The sequence below is a fragment of the Hymenobacter baengnokdamensis genome, from assembly GCF_008728635.1.
Taxonomy (GTDB): domain Bacteria; phylum Bacteroidota; class Bacteroidia; order Cytophagales; family Hymenobacteraceae; genus Hymenobacter; species Hymenobacter baengnokdamensis.
This window is the reverse complement of record NZ_CP044285.1, coordinates 420,599-436,636: the sequence shown is the minus strand read 5'-3', so window position 1 is coordinate 436,636 and position 16,038 is coordinate 420,599. Positions and strand designations below refer to the sequence as shown.

General features: G+C 54.8%; 14 protein-coding genes. 5 read left to right on the top strand and 9 right to left on the bottom strand.

Annotated features, from left to right (window positions below; translation table 11 throughout):
• Positions 1-81 precede the first annotated feature (81 nt).
• The 6 genes from F6X24_RS01890 to F6X24_RS01865 all read right to left on the bottom strand — a co-directional run bounded on the left by F6X24_RS01890 (position 82) and on the right by F6X24_RS01865 (position 7,813).
• Positions 82-912 carry a phosphosulfolactate synthase gene (locus F6X24_RS01890; protein WP_151086111.1) on the bottom strand — a complete coding sequence of 277 codons (831 nt, stop codon included), beginning with the start codon at positions 910-912 and terminating at the stop codon, positions 82-84.
• A gap of 136 nt (positions 913-1,048) precedes the next feature.
• Entirely contained in the window at positions 1,049-2,446 is a 1,398-nt protein-coding gene (locus F6X24_RS01885; protein ID WP_151086109.1) for a tetratricopeptide repeat protein, read from the bottom strand.
• Positions 2,447-2,583: 137 nt separating this feature from the next.
• Positions 2,584-3,600 (bottom strand): NAD-dependent epimerase/dehydratase family protein, encoded by a 1,017-nt coding sequence (locus tag F6X24_RS01880; RefSeq protein WP_151086107.1) that lies wholly within the window; start codon positions 3,598-3,600, stop codon positions 2,584-2,586.
• A 34-nt stretch (positions 3,601-3,634) separates the two neighbouring features.
• Positions 3,635-4,420, bottom strand: coding sequence for a tyrosine-protein phosphatase (locus F6X24_RS01875; RefSeq protein WP_151086105.1), 786 nt, complete (start codon positions 4,418-4,420; stop codon positions 3,635-3,637).
• 10 nt (positions 4,421-4,430) lie between these two features.
• A complete protein-coding gene (locus F6X24_RS01870) occupies positions 4,431-6,938 on the bottom strand; it encodes a polysaccharide biosynthesis tyrosine autokinase (RefSeq protein WP_151086103.1) in 2,508 nt (835 codons plus the stop codon).
• Between the two features lie 35 nt (positions 6,939-6,973).
• Positions 6,974-7,813: a polysaccharide biosynthesis/export family protein gene (locus F6X24_RS01865; protein WP_151086102.1), complete on the bottom strand. Its 840-nt coding sequence runs from the start codon at positions 7,811-7,813 to the stop codon at positions 6,974-6,976.
• 356 nt (positions 7,814-8,169) lie between these two features.
• On the opposite strand from F6X24_RS01865, the gene F6X24_RS01860 reads away from it, so the two are divergent.
• The 4 genes from F6X24_RS01860 (at position 8,170) to hpf (ending at position 11,178) form a co-directional block, all read left to right on the top strand.
• On the top strand, positions 8,170-9,318 hold the full coding sequence (locus tag F6X24_RS01860; RefSeq protein ID WP_151086100.1) for an acyl-CoA dehydrogenase family protein: 1,149 nt from the start codon (positions 8,170-8,172) through the stop codon (positions 9,316-9,318).
• Between the two features lie 190 nt (positions 9,319-9,508).
• Positions 9,509-9,703 (top strand): 30S ribosomal protein S21, encoded by a 195-nt coding sequence (gene rpsU, locus F6X24_RS01855; protein WP_151086098.1) that lies wholly within the window; start codon positions 9,509-9,511, stop codon positions 9,701-9,703.
• Positions 9,704-9,852: 149 nt separating this feature from the next.
• Positions 9,853-10,737, top strand: a complete 885-nt coding sequence (locus F6X24_RS01850) for a tyrosine-type recombinase/integrase (protein ID WP_151086096.1) — start codon at positions 9,853-9,855, stop codon at positions 10,735-10,737.
• Between the two features lie 141 nt (positions 10,738-10,878).
• A complete protein-coding gene (hpf, locus tag F6X24_RS01845) occupies positions 10,879-11,178 on the top strand; it encodes a ribosome hibernation-promoting factor, HPF/YfiA family (protein WP_151086094.1) in 300 nt (99 codons plus the stop codon).
• A gap of 69 nt (positions 11,179-11,247) precedes the next feature.
• On the opposite strand, the gene metK is transcribed toward hpf, so the two are convergent.
• The 3 genes from metK to F6X24_RS01830 form a co-directional block, all read right to left on the bottom strand.
• The gene (metK, locus tag F6X24_RS01840; RefSeq protein ID WP_151086093.1) at positions 11,248-12,510 is read right to left on the bottom strand and encodes a methionine adenosyltransferase; all 1,263 of its coding nucleotides are present in this window, start codon (positions 12,508-12,510) and stop codon (positions 11,248-11,250) included.
• Between the two features lie 130 nt (positions 12,511-12,640).
• Positions 12,641-13,795, bottom strand: coding sequence for a class I SAM-dependent methyltransferase (locus F6X24_RS01835; RefSeq protein ID WP_229725281.1), 1,155 nt, complete (start codon positions 13,793-13,795; stop codon positions 12,641-12,643).
• 141 nt (positions 13,796-13,936) lie between these two features.
• A complete protein-coding gene (locus F6X24_RS01830; protein ID WP_151086089.1) occupies positions 13,937-14,557 on the bottom strand; it encodes a hypothetical protein in 621 nt (206 codons plus the stop codon).
• A 96-nt stretch (positions 14,558-14,653) separates the two neighbouring features.
• Between F6X24_RS01830 and ahcY the strand changes: the two genes are divergently transcribed.
• On the top strand, positions 14,654-15,973 hold the full coding sequence (gene ahcY, locus F6X24_RS01825; protein ID WP_151089479.1) for an adenosylhomocysteinase: 1,320 nt from the start codon (positions 14,654-14,656) through the stop codon (positions 15,971-15,973).
• The last annotated feature ends 65 nt before the right edge of the window (positions 15,974-16,038 follow it).

The window sequence follows — 16,038 nt, the reverse complement described above, 5'->3', positions numbered from 1 at the left end:
AGCATAAAAAAGCTGGCCTCCACTTCTGGAGGCCAGCTTTTTTGTGTCAGGCCACATAGCTTGCTTGCTATTCAGGCTGCGTTACCCGCGCGGCATAGATGTGCCCGGTTTACCCGTTTTGGCGGCCGGCTGAAACATCGGGTCTACACTGTCCATGTCGAGAAAATGCGAAAAAGTGTCGCCTCGCAGCCCCAGCCGGATTGTTTCGAGGCTCACAATCTCGTTGGGCGCAATGTTGCCCAGGTTTACGTTGGCTCCGAGCAGCTTTATAAACCATACCTGCTGCGCCTTCTGGGGTGCCTCCCAAATAATGCGCTCCGAAGGAATCTTGGTCAGAATCTCTTCTACCAAACCCGAGCGAACCTCGCCGGTGCTGCGAAAAAGGCCTACGTTGCCCCCTTCGCGCGCCTCCCCGATTACTTTCACGGCACCAGCCTCTAGCTCGGCCTGCATCTGCGAAATCCATTTGTAGGGCGGAATTATTTTTTCCGCGTCCTTGGAGCCTACTTCACTAAGCACCTTTACCGACTTGCTTAATTCACGAATAAACCCACACTTGCGGTCGTGGTCGAGGTCGATGCTCCCGTCCGATACCTCGGCGTACTCCAGACCAAAACTATCAAGCAGGCGGCGATAGTCGTCAAACTGATTGCGGATAATAAACGCCTCAAACAGAGTGCCGCCTAGATAAACCGGAATGCCGGCTTCGCGGTATATAGCAAGTTTGCGCTTTAGATTAGGCACCACATAGGAGGTAGCCCAGCCCAGCTTAACAATGTCGGTATAAGCCGCGCCTACCTCCAAAAAGTCTTCTACCTCCCGCATACTCAGCCCCTTATCCATCATCATAGTAAAGCCCTGCTCGCGAGGCTTCTGGGTGCGTTCGGGAAGTTGAGAAAGCGAATAGTTCATACTGTGCAGAGCAGGCGCTGGCCAGCCGATAAGAGAGAATAGGAACAAAAAAACCTGCCCACCACAAGGGCAGGCAGGTACAAAATTAACTCATAATGTAGTTGACAAGCTGCGCTAACTACCCGCCAGGAGTGGGCTACTTGCGAAACTGGTCGATAAGCCGCTGCAGGGCAGGCTGCTTTTCCAGCTCCGGGAAATAGTCAAACAGCAGAGTATGCTGCTCATAATTAAGCGTAAGCGCCGTTTCCAGTTCCTGGTAAGCTTCGCGCAAGCGGCCAGCCGCGAGCAGATAAGCACAAATCATATAGTGGAAATGTGCTTCGTGCGGGTGCAGCTCTACAGCGTGCTGAAGCAGGTCGGTAGCTTCTTCAAAATGACCTTGCTCGTACAGAATGGCGCTCCAGCTTACCCAGCCGGTAGCGTCTTCGGGGGCTACTTCCGTGGCTTTCTCATACGCCTCAAGCGCGCTGACAATATTGCCAACCTGATTCTCGGCGGCCCCAAGGGCCGACCAGTATTCACCACTTTCGCCGTATAGCTCCACCGCCCTGCGGAAGAAGTGCAATGCTTCGTAGGGGCGCTCCTGCTCCTGCAACAACACACCCTGGCCAAACCAGGCTTCGTCCATCTCTGGATTAATCTCCAGTGCCTTACGGTAGTACTGGCGGGCCAGGTCCCAGCTACGCATCTTTTCATAGCATTCCCCTATGTTGCAAAGGGCTTCGTCGGTAGGCGCTCCGGGCGGATAGCTAAGCTCAAACTCCGCAATAGCGCGCTCGTACTGCTGCTGGCACACAAAGGTGTCGGCCAGCCAGTGGTGAGCATCATGAAAATCGGCTTCGATAACAATGGCATAGTCAAAAGCCGCCGCTGCCTGCTCATACTTCTCGAGCCGGTAATAATACTGGCCCAGGTTGTACCATGCCACCGCCGAATACGGGTCATCGTCGGTGAAGCGCTGGAAAAACTCCTCATGCTCAGGTAGTCGGTTGCTGGCTTCCAGGCAGTTAAGCAATTCCTGAACGGTGGTTTCGTTGTCGGGCTGCAGGCGCAGGCTGTGCTTATAATGACGAGCCGCGCTCTTGAACTTATGCCAGCTCTGGTAAGCCAGCCCCAGGTTGAAGTGAATATCCTCGCGGTCGCTGTGGCGCTCAAGAGCTGCCTGAAAATAGCGGATGGCTTCTTCAAAGTCGCCCCGCTGCGTGGCAATAATGCCGCGCGTTACGGCCACATCGGCATTGTCGGGGTCGCGGGTAGCCACGCTGGCAATCTGGCGCTCGGCTTCCGCATAGTCGCCGCGCATAGCCGCAATCTGGGCACGGTCAATCAGCAGCTCAGTAGAAAAAGGATATTGGCTAAGGGCAGCCTCACAAGCCTGCTGTGCCTTGTCGAAAGCAGCGGAGGTGACATAATGGTCGATAATTACTTCAAACTCTTCCAGGTCAAAGAATACCGCCTCATCGTGAGCCAGCATTCGCTCGTAGCGACGCACGGTTTCCTGAGCAGCTCGTGGGTCGTCAAATGATTCGTTCATGCGCATAATAATCACAACTTATACAGGCTGGCCGGGCCCTTTGCTACCTGCAGGCAGTAGCGATAGGCTATAGGCAAGCAACGCAAATTAATCGCCCAGCTACGCTTATATTCCAAAAAACTGTGCCAGCCTTTTCGCTAAGTTACAACCGTTGGCCGGGCTGTCCGGTTCGTTTCAAGGGTTTGAGCCAGCCACGCAATGGTTTCGGCCAGTGGCCGAAAAGCAAGCCCCGTAGCAAGCTGGGCTTTACGTGCTTCATACACAAGCGGCTGGCGGCCGGCCCGGGCGGTATCACGGGTAATGAGCGGGCGGGCGTTGGTCAGTACAGACCGCACATGCTCCAGCCTCCAGATAACCTCCGCTGCCCAGTCGGGCACCGCAGTACGTGGGGGCCGCCGGCCAAATGCCAGGGCCGTCTGGGTCAGGAAGCTGCCCAGTGCGCAGGCCCCTCCGCTCAGGATGTAGCGGGCAGGTGGGAGCGTGGGTAGCTCCAGCGTAAGGCATAGCAGTTGCGCAACCACATCGCGCACATCTACAAAGTTGAGCTGGCTTTGCGTATAAAAGCGGTGCTCATCGTAGGCATAGCGCAGCAAACGGGTACTGCTCCGATGCCAATCGCCCGGACCTAGCACCACTGATGGGTTAACGATAACGGCCGATAGCCCTTCGGCAATGCCGCGCCATACTTCCAGCTCAGCCAGATACTTGCTGGTGGCATAGGCCGAGTGGCTGGCGCCCAGGTCCCAGGTTGCCGTTTCATCGAGCAGCAAGGGCGCACCGGTGGCGGCCCCGGCCGGCGCCTGGCCCAGCGCCGCTACCGACGACACGTAGCCCAGACGAATCGACGGCCGCCGCAGACAAGCATCCACAATAGCGGCCGTGCCTTCCACGTTTACTCGCAGCAGCTCATCTTCATCCTGAGGCGCATACGAAACCAGGCCAGCGCAGTGCAATACGTGCGTCACCTCGGGCGTTAATGCCTCCGCCAGTAGGGTAGTATCGAGAAGGTCACCCTGTAGCCAGTCGATGCCGGCCGCTATATCATCCGGGGGCTTGGCGCCGCGGTATAAAGCGCTGACAGCCAGCCCACGCTGCCGCAGCTCCCGCAGCACAAACGTGCCAATAAGACCCGTGCCACCCGTTACAAAAATCATTGCGCCGAAGATAGGAGAGCCTTTGCCCGCTGCCTCATAAGGTATTGTTAAGTAGCGGCAACGCCATCAACTTTCTAAAGTAAGCCGATTTCACCGTTTTGGTAGCCAGGGCAGCCGTATGGCGCAGGTGGTGCGTATCAGTACCCACGAAATCTACCAGGCCCTCGTCGATTAATTTTTCCGCTACCTGCCGGGCGGCCGGCGAGTAGTAACCAGCCAATGAGTTGAGATTGACCTGAAACAGGACGCCGTATTCCTGTCGTAATTTTTTGAGGTCGTCAAAGCGCCCATAAAAATATACGTAGCGTTCAGGGTGCGCCAGTACCGGCCGGTAGCCAGCCGCCTTAAGCTCAAAGATGACGGACTGCAGATTGAATGGCTCGTTAAGATAAGATGTTTCTATTAATATATATTTATTTCCATTGCCAAAGCTTAATAGCTCCGTGCCATCGGCCAGCTTACGGCCCAGCCATTCATCGAGATAATACTCGGCTGCGCATTCCAGCTCCACATCACCCAGGTCGGCCTCAGCGGCGGCGGCTTGCAGCGTTGCCAGCGCCCCCCGAATCTCAGCAGGGGTATTCTTATAGAAGTCGCCCATGATGTGAGGCGTCATGACCAGCTTGCGAAAGCCGAGGGCCCGCAACTCACGCAGCAGGTCCAGGCTGTGGGCTACTGTTTCGGCCCCGTCATCGAGCCCGGGCAGCAGGTGCGAGTGCATATCAGTCTTCAGCGTGGCCAATGGCAACGCCCGTGGGTACCCCTCATCCGGCACTGCCGATGCTTCGCCCCCAAAAAGCCGCTGCCAGAAACCCGCCATAGTTACTTATCTAACTGAAAAGGCCTTTAAGGCGCTGCTGCCAGGTTTTTTTCTGCGTAGGCTCTTCGTAGTAGCCCATGCCGTAGGTGCCATACCCGTAGCCGTAACCGTAGCCGTAGCCGTAGCCATAGCCGTAGCTGCCCTGCGCTTTGGCGTCGTTAAGAATCGTGCACATACGCGTAAACTGATTGTTGCGCATCAACCGGTTAAGGTTTTTGAGGAATGACTTGCGGGAATAGTTGGCCCGAACAATGTAGATGGGTACGTCGGCCTTGCGCATGATGAGAATGCCATCTGTCACCAGGCCTACTGGGGGCGTATCAATCATGATAACATCGTACGTCAGGTACAACTCTTCCAGCATCTGGTCGAAACGCGGATTCAGAATCAGCTCCGAGGGGTTGGGCGGCGTGGGCCCGGCCGAGATGAAATCCAGCGCTGAGATATCGGTATGCTGAATACATTCCGCAACCGTGTGGCGGTCGATAAGAATGGTGCTGATGCCGCGCACGTTTTCCGCCCCAAACGCCAGGTTCACCTTGGGTTTGCGCATATCAAGGTCGAGCACTATTACCCGCTGCCCCGACTGGGCAATAATGCCCGCAAGGTTGACTGTTACAAACGTTTTGCCTTCGCCCGAAATGGTCGAGGTTACCGAAATCAACCGCCTCTTGGTAGAGGGGCTGATAAAATCCAGGTTAGTTCGAATAGAGCGAATGGCTTCCGATACCGAGGATTTGGGGTTTTTATCTACCACCAGCCGCGATACATCCAGTCGCTCTTTCTCATAAGTAGGAATTACGCCCAATACCGATGCTTTGGTATTATGTTCCAGCTCACTTACGCTCGAAACGGTGTTGTGCATCAGGTAGCGGACGGCAATCAGGCCCAGGCCCAGCACCAGCCCGCCTACCAGCCCAATGATATAGACAAGAATGCGTACCGGTGAAATTGGAGTTTCCGGTGCAAAGCCAGGCGAAAGAATCTGGAAATCTGCTGTTGTGCCAGCATTCTTGATATTATATTCCACCTTCTTTTCCAGCAGCATCTGGTAGCTCTTACCATACAGTTCTAGGGGGCGCTTCAAACGTTCCAGTTCTGTTTCCTTGCCGGGCAGCGACTGCAAGGCACCTCCCAGTTGTAGCTGCTGCTTGTCCAGCAGCGCCATTTCGGTTTGCAACTGCTTGCGGGCTTGAGAAAGCTGCCGGTTTAGGGTATTAGTAGCAAACTTCACCTGTGCCCGTATCTGAGCCAGCGCCTCCGTTTTGTCGGTATAAGAGCGCTCCACGCGCCGCAGGTTCTGCTGCAGCGCATTAAGCTCGGTAAGCTGTTGGGCGAGCGAAGGGTCTTCCAGCATCGCCAGTTCAGGGATAGACTGCGTGATGGGTATATCGTCGCTGGGCGTCAACCGCTCCTGAGTAGCCAACTGAGCAACTTCCGTCAATACGGCAATCTTTTGTTGCAACTTCAGCCGACTGGTTTGAATTTCCTCAAGCTTGGTTGTGATATCTCCCAACTCGCTCTTTGCGTCGTACGTACCGTTGCGCTGAACAAAATTCTTAAGGTTATCCTCGGCCTTGGCCAGGTTTCTGCCATTCTCATCAAGCTGCTGGTCCAGATAAGCAAGAGCCTTCTCCGTTGATTCCTGCTTGCGTGCCAGCTTGGCGTCGCGATAAACTGTGTCAAGCGCATCTACCAGTCGTTGGGCTTTAACGCGGTTGTTATCTAAAAAAGAAACCTGGATAGTATTCGCATTTGCATTTAGAATCTCCGCAGTCAGGTTCTGGTCCAGATAAGCATTTATAGTATTATCGTCAAGGATAGTAAAATGGTAATTCGCCTCGGTTGAGATAGAGGCAGTAGCAGAAGGAAGCAGGCGCAGACGCATGCCTGGTAGCTGCACATATTGCCCCAACTCATAATTTCCAGCTAGTGTTTCGTTATTCTTCAGAGAAACCTGGAGATGATAATGCTTAGCATCCAGGTACTCAACGCTAAATTTATGATTATAATAAACAGGGTCTTTTATGGAATACTCTACCTTAAAAGGGCTAGTCCCAAATAGTTCTGTTTCGAGGACTGTCCCTTGGGTGTAGTAATTAATATCGAGCGGAACTGTCTGCTTCAGCCGTTTATAAGTAAGCCCTGACTTGATAAGCTCAACCTCACCGGCAAGTTGCGCGGCCTGCTTGTTATCAACTCCAGCAGCATTCATTGCCAGGCCCAGGCCTAAGGCATTAGCATCACTACGCTCGTCTATCTTTAAAATAGAAGTCGCTTTATAAATAGGCTTGGTATAGCGTAAATAAAGCCAGGAGCCCGTGAAGCCTAAGGCAAGCAACAGAATCACCCATAACAAGCTACGCCGGGCTACTAAAACCAATGTATTCAGGTCAAAGCTACCGGCTCCTTCACCATCATCATCGGGCGAAGAAAGGATAGTAGACGGTGCTGCTTCTGACCCCGATGAAGCTCGTCGGATTAGCTCTTCTAACTCTGCGTTTTCGCTTAATGCCATAGTAATAATATCAAATTGAGAAATAGCTTACTAAACTATTTTTTCGCTAGAACGGCAAAAGTGAAAATAAAGCTTATTGTGGAAAAAACGGTTGTGAGCAGGCTTAGCGCCGGGCCAGCATCAATTATAGCATCCGTAAAAGGACGGCGTAATGGCTGAATATAGATAATATCGTTAGGCTCAATTTGCAAATTGCCCCGTCGCATACCCTCTAAAGTGCTTAAGTCAACAAACTGCACTTGTGGGTTTTTTAAATCTCCTCTGATAATACGAATGTTAGTTATGCGTCCCCCATTACGATTGAAACTGCTGCCAGTAATACCTGAACTGCTAGAAACGTTCATTCCATCAGGGCCGCCAGCTAGTGCTAACACTTCCAGTAAATTCATATTATCATTAGTGAGCGGAATCACTAGCCCACCGGGTGAGCCAAGAATAATGACGCGATTGTTTGTGACAGTAGTCTTAACAAAAGGCTCTTTATAATATTCACTGTAGCGCACCCGCAGGACACTATCTGCCTGTATTAAACTCAGGCCTCTTACTTGCACCCGGTCCACGAGCGGCAGCCTAACTGTACCATCTGCTTGAACGGTGAATTGAGTAGCGCCGGGGGTAGTACTCGTTCCCTGACCCGTGGAGCGCTGACCAGGGCTAGTAAAGGAAGGGCTAGGTGCTGGACTAGTACCAATGCTAGGGGAGCCAAACCGCAACTCCCCATTAGGGTCAATTAGTTTCTCGCCTTTGTTGGTATAAACCTGAACGTTGAGAATATCGTTGCTATGAATACGATAATTACGGTCCGTTCGGTTGACGGCCCGACGTAGCTTCGCTGTATCTACCACCCCATCTTTTCCCTTGGTGAGCTGGAACATAGTGCGCTGGTTATAGTATTTGGTTGTAGCGCACGACGAAAGCAGGCCGAGTATCGGTAAAGCCAAAAGCAGTAACCGACGAAGCGGCCCAGACGAAAGCGAAGATATAAAAGCCAAAAGAGAGCCGGGTTAACAAAGCCGGGCAAGCGAAAGGTGCTGACCGCAGGCTTCTACAAGTAAAAAATGTCCCAAAAGTAACCTATTTACGCCGGGCTTTCAAAAATCCGGTCTTGCCGTCTCATAATAGCCCACGGCAGGCAACAGCCTCAGAATCGTATTTTTGTAAGCGCGAACCCCCTAGGTGGGGTTCTACACACTTCTCCCTCCCCTTACCCACCCCACTTTAACGTATCCTTATGGAAGCTACCGTAGCGACCGAAAACCAGGCCATGATTGCACAAATGGTGCGTGACTTTGGTCTCCAGCACATCAAGCCCAATATGATGCGCTGGGATAATACCCAGGAATTTCCCCGCGACCTGTTTCGCCAGCTTGGTGAGCTTGGGCTGATGGGGGTGCTGGTGCCACACCAATATGGTGGTTCAGGCTTTGGCTACCAGGAGTATGTGACGGCTATTGCCGAGCTTTCCAAGATTGATGGTAGCATTGGCCTGAGCATGGCGGCTCATAACTCGCTCTGCACCGGGCACATCCTGCAGCACGCTTCCGAGGAGCAGAAGCAGAAGTACCTGCCGCGCCTGGCTTCGGGGGAGTGGCTGGGTGCCTGGGGCCTGACCGAGCCTAATACCGGCTCTGATGCGGGCAATATGCGCACCACCGCCACGCTTGATGCCAGCGGGGAGAATTATGTGCTGAACGGCGCCAAAAACTTTATCACCCACGGCAAAAGCGGCGACGTGGCCGTGGTTATTGCCCGTACCGGTGAGGTCGGCGACTCTCATGGTATGACGGCCTTTATCGTGGAGCGCGGCACGCCGGGTTTTGAGGGCGGCCGCAAAGAAGACAAGCTGGGAATGCGGGCTTCCGAAACCACGGAAATGATTTTTACCGATTGCCGGGTGCCTGTAGAAAACGTCATCGGTAAGGTAGGGGATGGTTTTGTCCAAAGCCTGAAGGTGCTCGATGGTGGGCGTATCAGTATTGCGGCGCTAAGCCTGGGAATTGCGCAGGGCGCTTACGAAGCTGCTCTGCAATACAGTAAAGAGCGCCAGCAGTTCAACCAGCCTATCAGCAATTTCCAGGGTATTGCCTTTAAGCTGGCCGATATGGCTACCGAGATTGAGGCCGCCAGCCAGCTCACCTACCGCGCCGCTGCCATGAAAGACCGGGGCGAAAATGTAAATCGCGAATCGGCAATGGCCAAGCTTTACGCCTCGGAGGTAAGCGTGCGGGTAGCCAATGAGGGTGTCCAAATTTTTGGCGGTTATGGCTATACCAAAGACTATCCGGCCGAAAAGTATTACCGCGACGCCAAGCTCTGCACCATAGGGGAGGGTACGAGTGAAATTCAGAAGCTCGTTATTGCCCGCACTTTGCTGAAGTAAACGTCAGGAATTATGCGGATTCAAACCGGTTTCACAGCTTTTGCGGGTATTCGGCTTCTTCTCTGGTAACGGGTTGAGCGCGAATCATCCGCAAAATCCGGCAAATGGGTTTGAATCCGCGTAATCCCTGAGTATCTTTGCGGCCCGATTTACTCGGCTTCCCGTAGCGAAAGCATTCTCACTCCCCGATATGATTATCGTTCAAATCAAAGACAACGAAACCGTTGACCGCGCTCTGAAGCGCTTCAAGAAGAAATTCGAGCGCACTGGCGTGTTGAAAGAGCTGCGTCGCCGCACGTTCTTCCAGAAGCCGAGCATCACTAAGCGCAAGCTGAAGCAGAAAGCAGTATATAAGCTGGCTACCTACGGCGGCGAAAACGAGTAATCGTTTTATTGCGCTGTAGCGGCTGCGAAAGCCCGCCCGATTACCAGGGGTAATCGGGCGGGCTTTTGGCGTTGCAGATTTGGGAAAAACACAGCCGGGCACTACTTTGCACACCCGGCCGTTGGCCAAAGCTTTGGTCTGATTTGAAGATGGATGAATTTCTGGATTTTTTGCGGTACGAGAAACGCTTCAGCCCGCATACTGTTACTTCATACCAAACTGACCTGACGCAGTTTAGCGCGTATATACAGGCTGAGTATGAGCTAGCCGACCCTGCTCAGGCTACTCATCCGCTTATCCGGGGCTGGGTGGTAAGCCTGATGGACCAGGACCTCGACCCGCGTACTGTAAACCGGAAAGTGGCTTGCCTGCGCTCATTCTATAAGTTTTTGTTGCGCGGGCACCGCATCGAAGCCAATCCTATGCTGCGCATCAAGGCCCCCAAAATGGCCCAGAAGCTGCCCGAATTCGTGCCTGAAGAGTCGCTCAACCGGCTGCTCAACTCTTTCGAGTTTGAGGAGAGCTTTGCTGGCGTCCGCGACCAGCTGGTGCTGGAAACGCTGTACGGAACCGGTATCCGCCTTTCAGAGCTGCTGGGCATTACCGATAACGACCTGGATATCAGTGCACGCACTGTGCGCGTAACCGGCAAGGGCAACAAGCAGCGCGTAGTACCCCTGAACCCGTCGCTGCTGCTGGTGCTGGAAAAGTACCGCACCTACCGGAGCGCTGAGTTTGGCGCTATCGCGCCGGGCAGCGCTTTTCTGCGTACCGATAAGGGCGAGCCGCTGTACGAGAAGCTGGTATACCGTACGGTGAAAAAATACCTAAGTCAGGCATCCACATCGGCCGCCCACCAGCATCCGCATGCGCTGCGCCACGCGTTTGCCACGCACCTGCTGGGCAAGGGAGCCGACCTCAATTCTATCAAAGAATTGTTGGGGCATGCAAGCCTGGCAGCTACGCAAGTGTACACCCACTTGTCCGTAGACCGCCTAAAATCCGTATTTGAACAAGCCCACCCAAGGGCCTGAGTTCAGTTTAGAATGAAGCAGGAGAAACGAATGATTATAAGTGATTGCTGCTCAGCTTATGGCTGGATAGCACGCAGCACTTAGTCCTTTGGTATTACGGCTTTGTTCTCGATTTCCCATCCACCCAATTCCCTTTTGCCCATGAAAGTGCAAATGCAATCGGTGCATTTCGATGCCGACAAAACCCTGCTCGACTTCATTCAGCAGCGCCTCAACAAGCTAGAACATTTTTACGACCGTGTAACGGATGGCGAAGTTATTTTGCGCCTCAACAACAAAGATGGGGTGGCCAACAAAACCGTTGAAATCAAGCTGATGGTGCCTGGTAGTACCCTTTTTAGCCAGGAGGATGCGGCCTCTTTCGAAGCGGCTACCGATGCTGCGGTGGAAGCCCTGAAGCGGCAGATTACCCGGTATAAAGAAAAATCACTAAGCCATTAGGTTTGTTATATATATAAAAACCCCCTGTGGTCAACGACCGCAGGGGGGTTTTGCTAGGAGGATAGTCAGTTAGAGGCTAAACGCGGCTTTGATACGGTCCACGTAGTCCAGCTTTTCCCAGGTAAAGGTTTCGAAGGTTTTTTCCTCGCCGTCCTTCATCTTAACGGTAATGGTGCCGGGCTGGCGGCCCATGTGGCCGTAGGCGGCTGTAGCGCCAAAAATAGGATTTCGCAGTCCCAGCCGCTCTACAATGGCGTAAGGCCGCAGGTCGAATAGCTCGTTTACCTTATCCGAAATCTCCCCATCGGTGAGTGTGTGGCCGGCCGCATTGGTGGCCTTGGTGGTGCCCGAGGTAGTGACGTACAGGCCTACTGGCTTGGCTACGCCAATGGCGTAGGCAACCTGCACCAACGCCTGGTCGGCCACCCCAGCGGCTACGAGGTTTTTGGCAATGTGGCGGGCAGCGTAGGCGGCCGAGCGGTCTACCTTGCTCGAGTCTTTGCCGGAGAAGGCGCCGCCGCCGTGCGCGCCCTTGCCGCCGTAGGTATCGACGATAATCTTGCGGCCCGTGAGGCCCGAGTCGCCATGCGGCCCACCGATAACAAATTTGCCGGTGGGGTTGATGTGGTGCTTGATATCGCCAGTGAACAGCGCCTGCACTTCGGCGCTTAGCTTGGCTTTCACGCGCGGAATGAGAATAGCGATGATATCCTGCTTGATGCGGGCCAGCATGTGCTCTTCCGACGGGTCGAAGTCGTCGTGCTGGGTACTGATAACAATGGTATCGATGGCCACCGGGCGGTGGTCGTCGGAATACCGGATGGTTACCTGGCTTTTGGCGTCGGGGCGCAGGTAAGTCATTTCCTGGCCGGCCTTGCGGATAGCGGCCAGCTCTTCGAGCAGGGCGTGCGAAAGGTCGAGGGCCAGGGGCATATAGTTGGCCGTTTCGTTCGTAGCGTAGCCAAACATCATGCCCTGGTCGCCGGCGCCCTGCTCTTCCGGAGCCTGGCGCACCACTCCCTGGTTGATATCGGGCGACTGCTCGTGCAGCGCCGACAGGATGCCGCAGCTCTCGGCTTCAAACTTATACTCAGCCTTGGTATAGCCGATGCGACGGATGACGTTGCGGGCAATGCTCTGAACATCTACGTAAGCCGACGATTTTACTTCGCCGGCAATAACGACCAGGCCGGTGGTTACCATCGTTTCGCAGGCAACTTTTGCGGCCGGGTCCTGGCGCAGGAAGTCGTCCAGAATAGCATCCGAAATTTGGTCGGCAACTTTATCGGGGTGGCCTTCCGAAACCGATTCGGAAGTGAACAGATAGGGCATGGCAAGGGATTAATCAAACAAAAATGCTGCCTATGGCAGCGCGTAGCGCCTGGGACAGCAGGCTGCAAAACTACTCACTAAATTCTTGGCTGAACTCACGTTGCGGCTAGTCGGCAGCACGGCCAGATACTTATAGCTTAGCGCAGATGAGCACGACCAGCCGGCCACGCAGGTCGGTAGTAGCAAACAGGTACTGGTCGCCGCCCTCCCGAATACCCGTGCGCCGCCGGAAATCGGCTACCGACTCGGGAAAATTGCGGGTCGTAACGTGTGCTCGCCCCTCGGGGCCAAGGTGCGCTTTCAGGATAGGGCCATCGGCCTTCTCCGTAGCCAAGATGCGGAACGTTCGCCCCGGAAAATCGGCTCGCAGCTCCTGGCTGGTATATAAGTGGCTGTGTTGATGAAGCTTGAGCAGCTCAAACGCGGTGCCAATACTTTTAAAGGCTCCGGCTTTCAGAATGGCAGCATTGGGCTCATACAGATACTGTTGGGCCTCGGCGTAGCGGGGTACGGCGCGTGCTTCACGCGCCCGGTTAACGCGAAATTCCTGCTGGCTGCCATCGCGCCGCAGGTTCACTGCCAGGCGCTCAGGGTCGATGGCCGGCTCGGCACCGAGCTCATAGAGCACTTCCTTTACTTCATTTTCCACGGCCAGCACCCACAGGCGGCGCACGTGGCGCAGCTCCTCAATGGCCAACTCTATATCGAGCATGGGCGAAGTCTTGAGCAGAATGCGTGGGGCGTGCCGCAGTAGCAGTGGCAGCAGGCGCGGCACGTCGGGCTCGCAGTCGGCCAGCCGAAAGAGCTTGCCGCCGCGCTGGTCGCGCCGGGCCGGGTCGAGGTATAGCCAGTCGAACGGCTGGTCGGCAGTCTTCAGAAAGCTAACGGCATCCGCCGCATGCGTCGTTACGTTGCCGATGCGTAGCTGCGCGAGGTTGTAGGCTACTATCTCCGCCAGCCGGGGGTCGCGCTCCACATAGGCTACCTGGTCAACTACCTCCGCAAAGTGGGCCGAATCGGCGCCAAAGCCGCCCGTAAGGTCAGCGAGCCGGGCGGCTCCGGCCACCAGGTTGGCCTTATAGGTAGCCGTTTTTTCAGACGAAGCCTGCTCGACTGACAGTGCCGGGGGGAAAATCAATTCCTGGTTATCGGCCCAGGCGGGCAGTTTCACGCGGGCTTTCTGGCGGGCCTGAATCTGACGCACCAAATCGGGCACGGGCAGATGAGGGTAGCGACGGGCCTGGAGGGCAAGGTGGGCCGGGTCGTCGTGAAGGTGAGCAGCCACATACTTGCGAGCTGCCTCGGGCAAAGGAAACGTCATTGTGCAGCCACTAACGCAAAAACCGGCTAACAGGTGCAATGCCCATCGGCCGGTTTCGCTTAATTTAAAAGTTAGTAGATTAGTAACGGCAAGAAAATCTGCTTGTTACAGCTGCCAGCGTAGCGCCAGCAGTGGCTGGCCAGCCACTGCTGGCGCTACCCCTATGCTGGTTGGCCGCAGGCGAGGCCACACTGCCCCATGCTTGGCGGGTGGCTGGGTGTTGTATTCATCTATCGATTGCTTGATATACTCATTAGTATGGTGGTTAATGAATATTGTTGCCAGTAAGCTGGCTACCGCTACGCCAGCCGCTACCTGCTGATTACTGCTGAAATACACCGGGTCGCCATGGGCGAACACCTGCGAAGCATAGTAGCCGAGGCTGCCAACCAGTACGACCTTATCAACCAGGTAAAAGGTTTTCTGGCGCTTATACTTGTCCAGCTCGCGCAGAGCCTGCGTGTTGCCCGCCAGGTAGGGGCGCAGCCGTTGACCAAAAAAACCGGCACTCTGGTAGTCTTCCCCGGTTTTGCCGGGAGCCAGGAAATAAAAATTCTGCTGATGCCCGTACTGCCCGCGCTCCTCATCTTCGGGTAGAAGCCGGATGGTAGCAGGGCTGGCTTGCTGAGCAAGCACGGGCCGGCCCGTCAGGCTCAGGCCCACGGCCAGGCACGAAACTGTGAGCCAGCGCGCTACGCTGCCCGAATAACGAATAGAAGCGGTCATAGCCGGCAAAGATATAGCACATACTCACGGCCAGCGCATCCTAACAAAAGCGTATCTTTGCGGTTGGAATCCACGACCTTTCATTTACTGACTATCATGGTAGAGACCAAGCCTACAACCTACGTTCCTTATAAAGTAAAAGACCTGAGCCTGGCCGAATGGGGGCGCAAGGAGATTCGCTTGGCTGAAGCCGAGATGCCCGGCCTGATGGCATTGCGGGCGGAGTTTGGCCCGAGCCAGCCACTGAAAGGTGCCCGCATTGCGGGCTGCCTGCACATGACTATCCAAACCGCGGTACTCATCGAAACCCTTATTGCCCTGGGGGCTGAGGTTACCTGGTCGTCGTGCAATATATTTTCGACGCAGGACCATGCGGCGGCGGCCATCGCGGCGGCCGGCATTCCGGTGTATGCCTGGAAGGGCATGAGCGAGGAAGAATTTAACTGGTGCATCGAGCAGACGCTGTTTTTCGGAGAAGGGCGCCAGCCGCTCAACATGATTCTCGACGATGGTGGCGACCTCACCAACATGGTACTCAATCAGTTCCCCGAGCTGGCTGCCGGTATCAGAGGGGTGAGCGAAGAAACTACGACCGGCGTCCTGCGTCTTATCGAGCGCGTGAAAAACGGCTCACTGCCTTTCCCGGCCTTTAATGTGAACGACTCGGTAACGAAGTCGAAATTTGATAACAAGTACGGCTGCAAGGAGTCGGCAGTAGATGCTATCCGCCGGGCTACCGACGTGATGATGGCGGGCAAAGTGGCCGTAGTGGCCGGCTACGGCGACGTAGGAAAAGGCACCGCGGCCTCGCTGCGCGGCGCTGGTGCCCGCGTTATCGTCACCGAGATTGACCCCATCTGCGCGCTGCAAGCCGCCATGGATAGCTACGAGGTGAAGAAGATGGAGAACGCTATTCCGCGGGCTGATATCGTTATCACTACCACGGGCAACTGCGATATTATCCGTGAGGAGCACTTCCGAGCCCTTAAGGACAAGGCCATCGTCTGCAACATCGGGCACTTCGACGATGAAATCGACATGGCGTGGCTAAACAAAAACTATGGCCACACCAAAGACACTGTAAAGCCGCAAGTCGATATTTATAACATCGACGGGAAAGAGGTTATCATTCTGGCCGAAGGCCGCCTGGTAAACCTGGGCTGCGCCACGGGCCACCCGTCGTTCGTGATGTCGAACTCGTTTACCAACCAGACGCTGGCGCAGCTGGAGCTGTGGAAGAACGCCAGCCACTACGAAAACCAGGTATATACCCTGCCCAAGCACCTGGATGAGAAAGTAGCCCGCCTGCACCTCGCCAAAATTGGGGTGGAGCTGGACGAGCTGACGCCCAAGCAGGCCGACTATATCAAAGTGCCAGTGGAGGGCCCGTTCAAGTCGGACCTGTACCGCTACTAATACATAGCGAATAGCTTATATTAAAGCCCCGTCAGCAAGTGCTGACGGGGCTTTCTGTTGTGGTG

Excerpts from the sequence above, each read along its gene's own strand:
- F6X24_RS01830 (WP_151086089.1), bottom strand. The coding sequence starts at position 14,557 with ATGACCGCTTCTATTCGTTATTCGGGCAGCGTAGCGCGCTGGCTCACA.
- F6X24_RS01885 (WP_151086109.1), bottom strand. The coding sequence starts at position 2,446 with ATGAACGAATCATTTGACGACCCACGAGCTGCTCAGGAAACCGTGCGT.
- F6X24_RS01870 (WP_151086103.1), bottom strand. The coding sequence starts at position 6,938 with ATGGCATTAAGCGAAAACGCAGAGTTAGAAGAGCTAATCCGACGAGCT.
- F6X24_RS01880 (WP_151086107.1), bottom strand. The coding sequence starts at position 3,600 with ATGATTTTTGTAACGGGTGGCACGGGTCTTATTGGCACGTTTGTGCTG.
- rpsU (WP_151086098.1), top strand. The coding sequence starts at position 9,509 with ATGATTATCGTTCAAATCAAAGACAACGAAACCGTTGACCGCGCTCTG.
- hpf (WP_151086094.1), top strand. The coding sequence starts at position 10,879 with ATGAAAGTGCAAATGCAATCGGTGCATTTCGATGCCGACAAAACCCTG.
- F6X24_RS01850 (WP_151086096.1), top strand. The coding sequence starts at position 9,853 with ATGGATGAATTTCTGGATTTTTTGCGGTACGAGAAACGCTTCAGCCCG.
- F6X24_RS01890 (WP_151086111.1), bottom strand. The coding sequence starts at position 912 with ATGAACTATTCGCTTTCTCAACTTCCCGAACGCACCCAGAAGCCTCGC.
- F6X24_RS01865 (WP_151086102.1), bottom strand. The coding sequence starts at position 7,813 with ATGTTCCAGCTCACCAAGGGAAAAGATGGGGTGGTAGATACAGCGAAG.
- F6X24_RS01860 (WP_151086100.1), top strand. The coding sequence starts at position 8,170 with ATGGAAGCTACCGTAGCGACCGAAAACCAGGCCATGATTGCACAAATG.
- metK (WP_151086093.1), bottom strand. The coding sequence starts at position 12,510 with ATGCCCTATCTGTTCACTTCCGAATCGGTTTCGGAAGGCCACCCCGAT.
- F6X24_RS01875 (WP_151086105.1), bottom strand. The coding sequence starts at position 4,420 with ATGGCGGGTTTCTGGCAGCGGCTTTTTGGGGGCGAAGCATCGGCAGTG.
- ahcY (WP_151089479.1), top strand. The coding sequence starts at position 14,654 with ATGGTAGAGACCAAGCCTACAACCTACGTTCCTTATAAAGTAAAAGAC.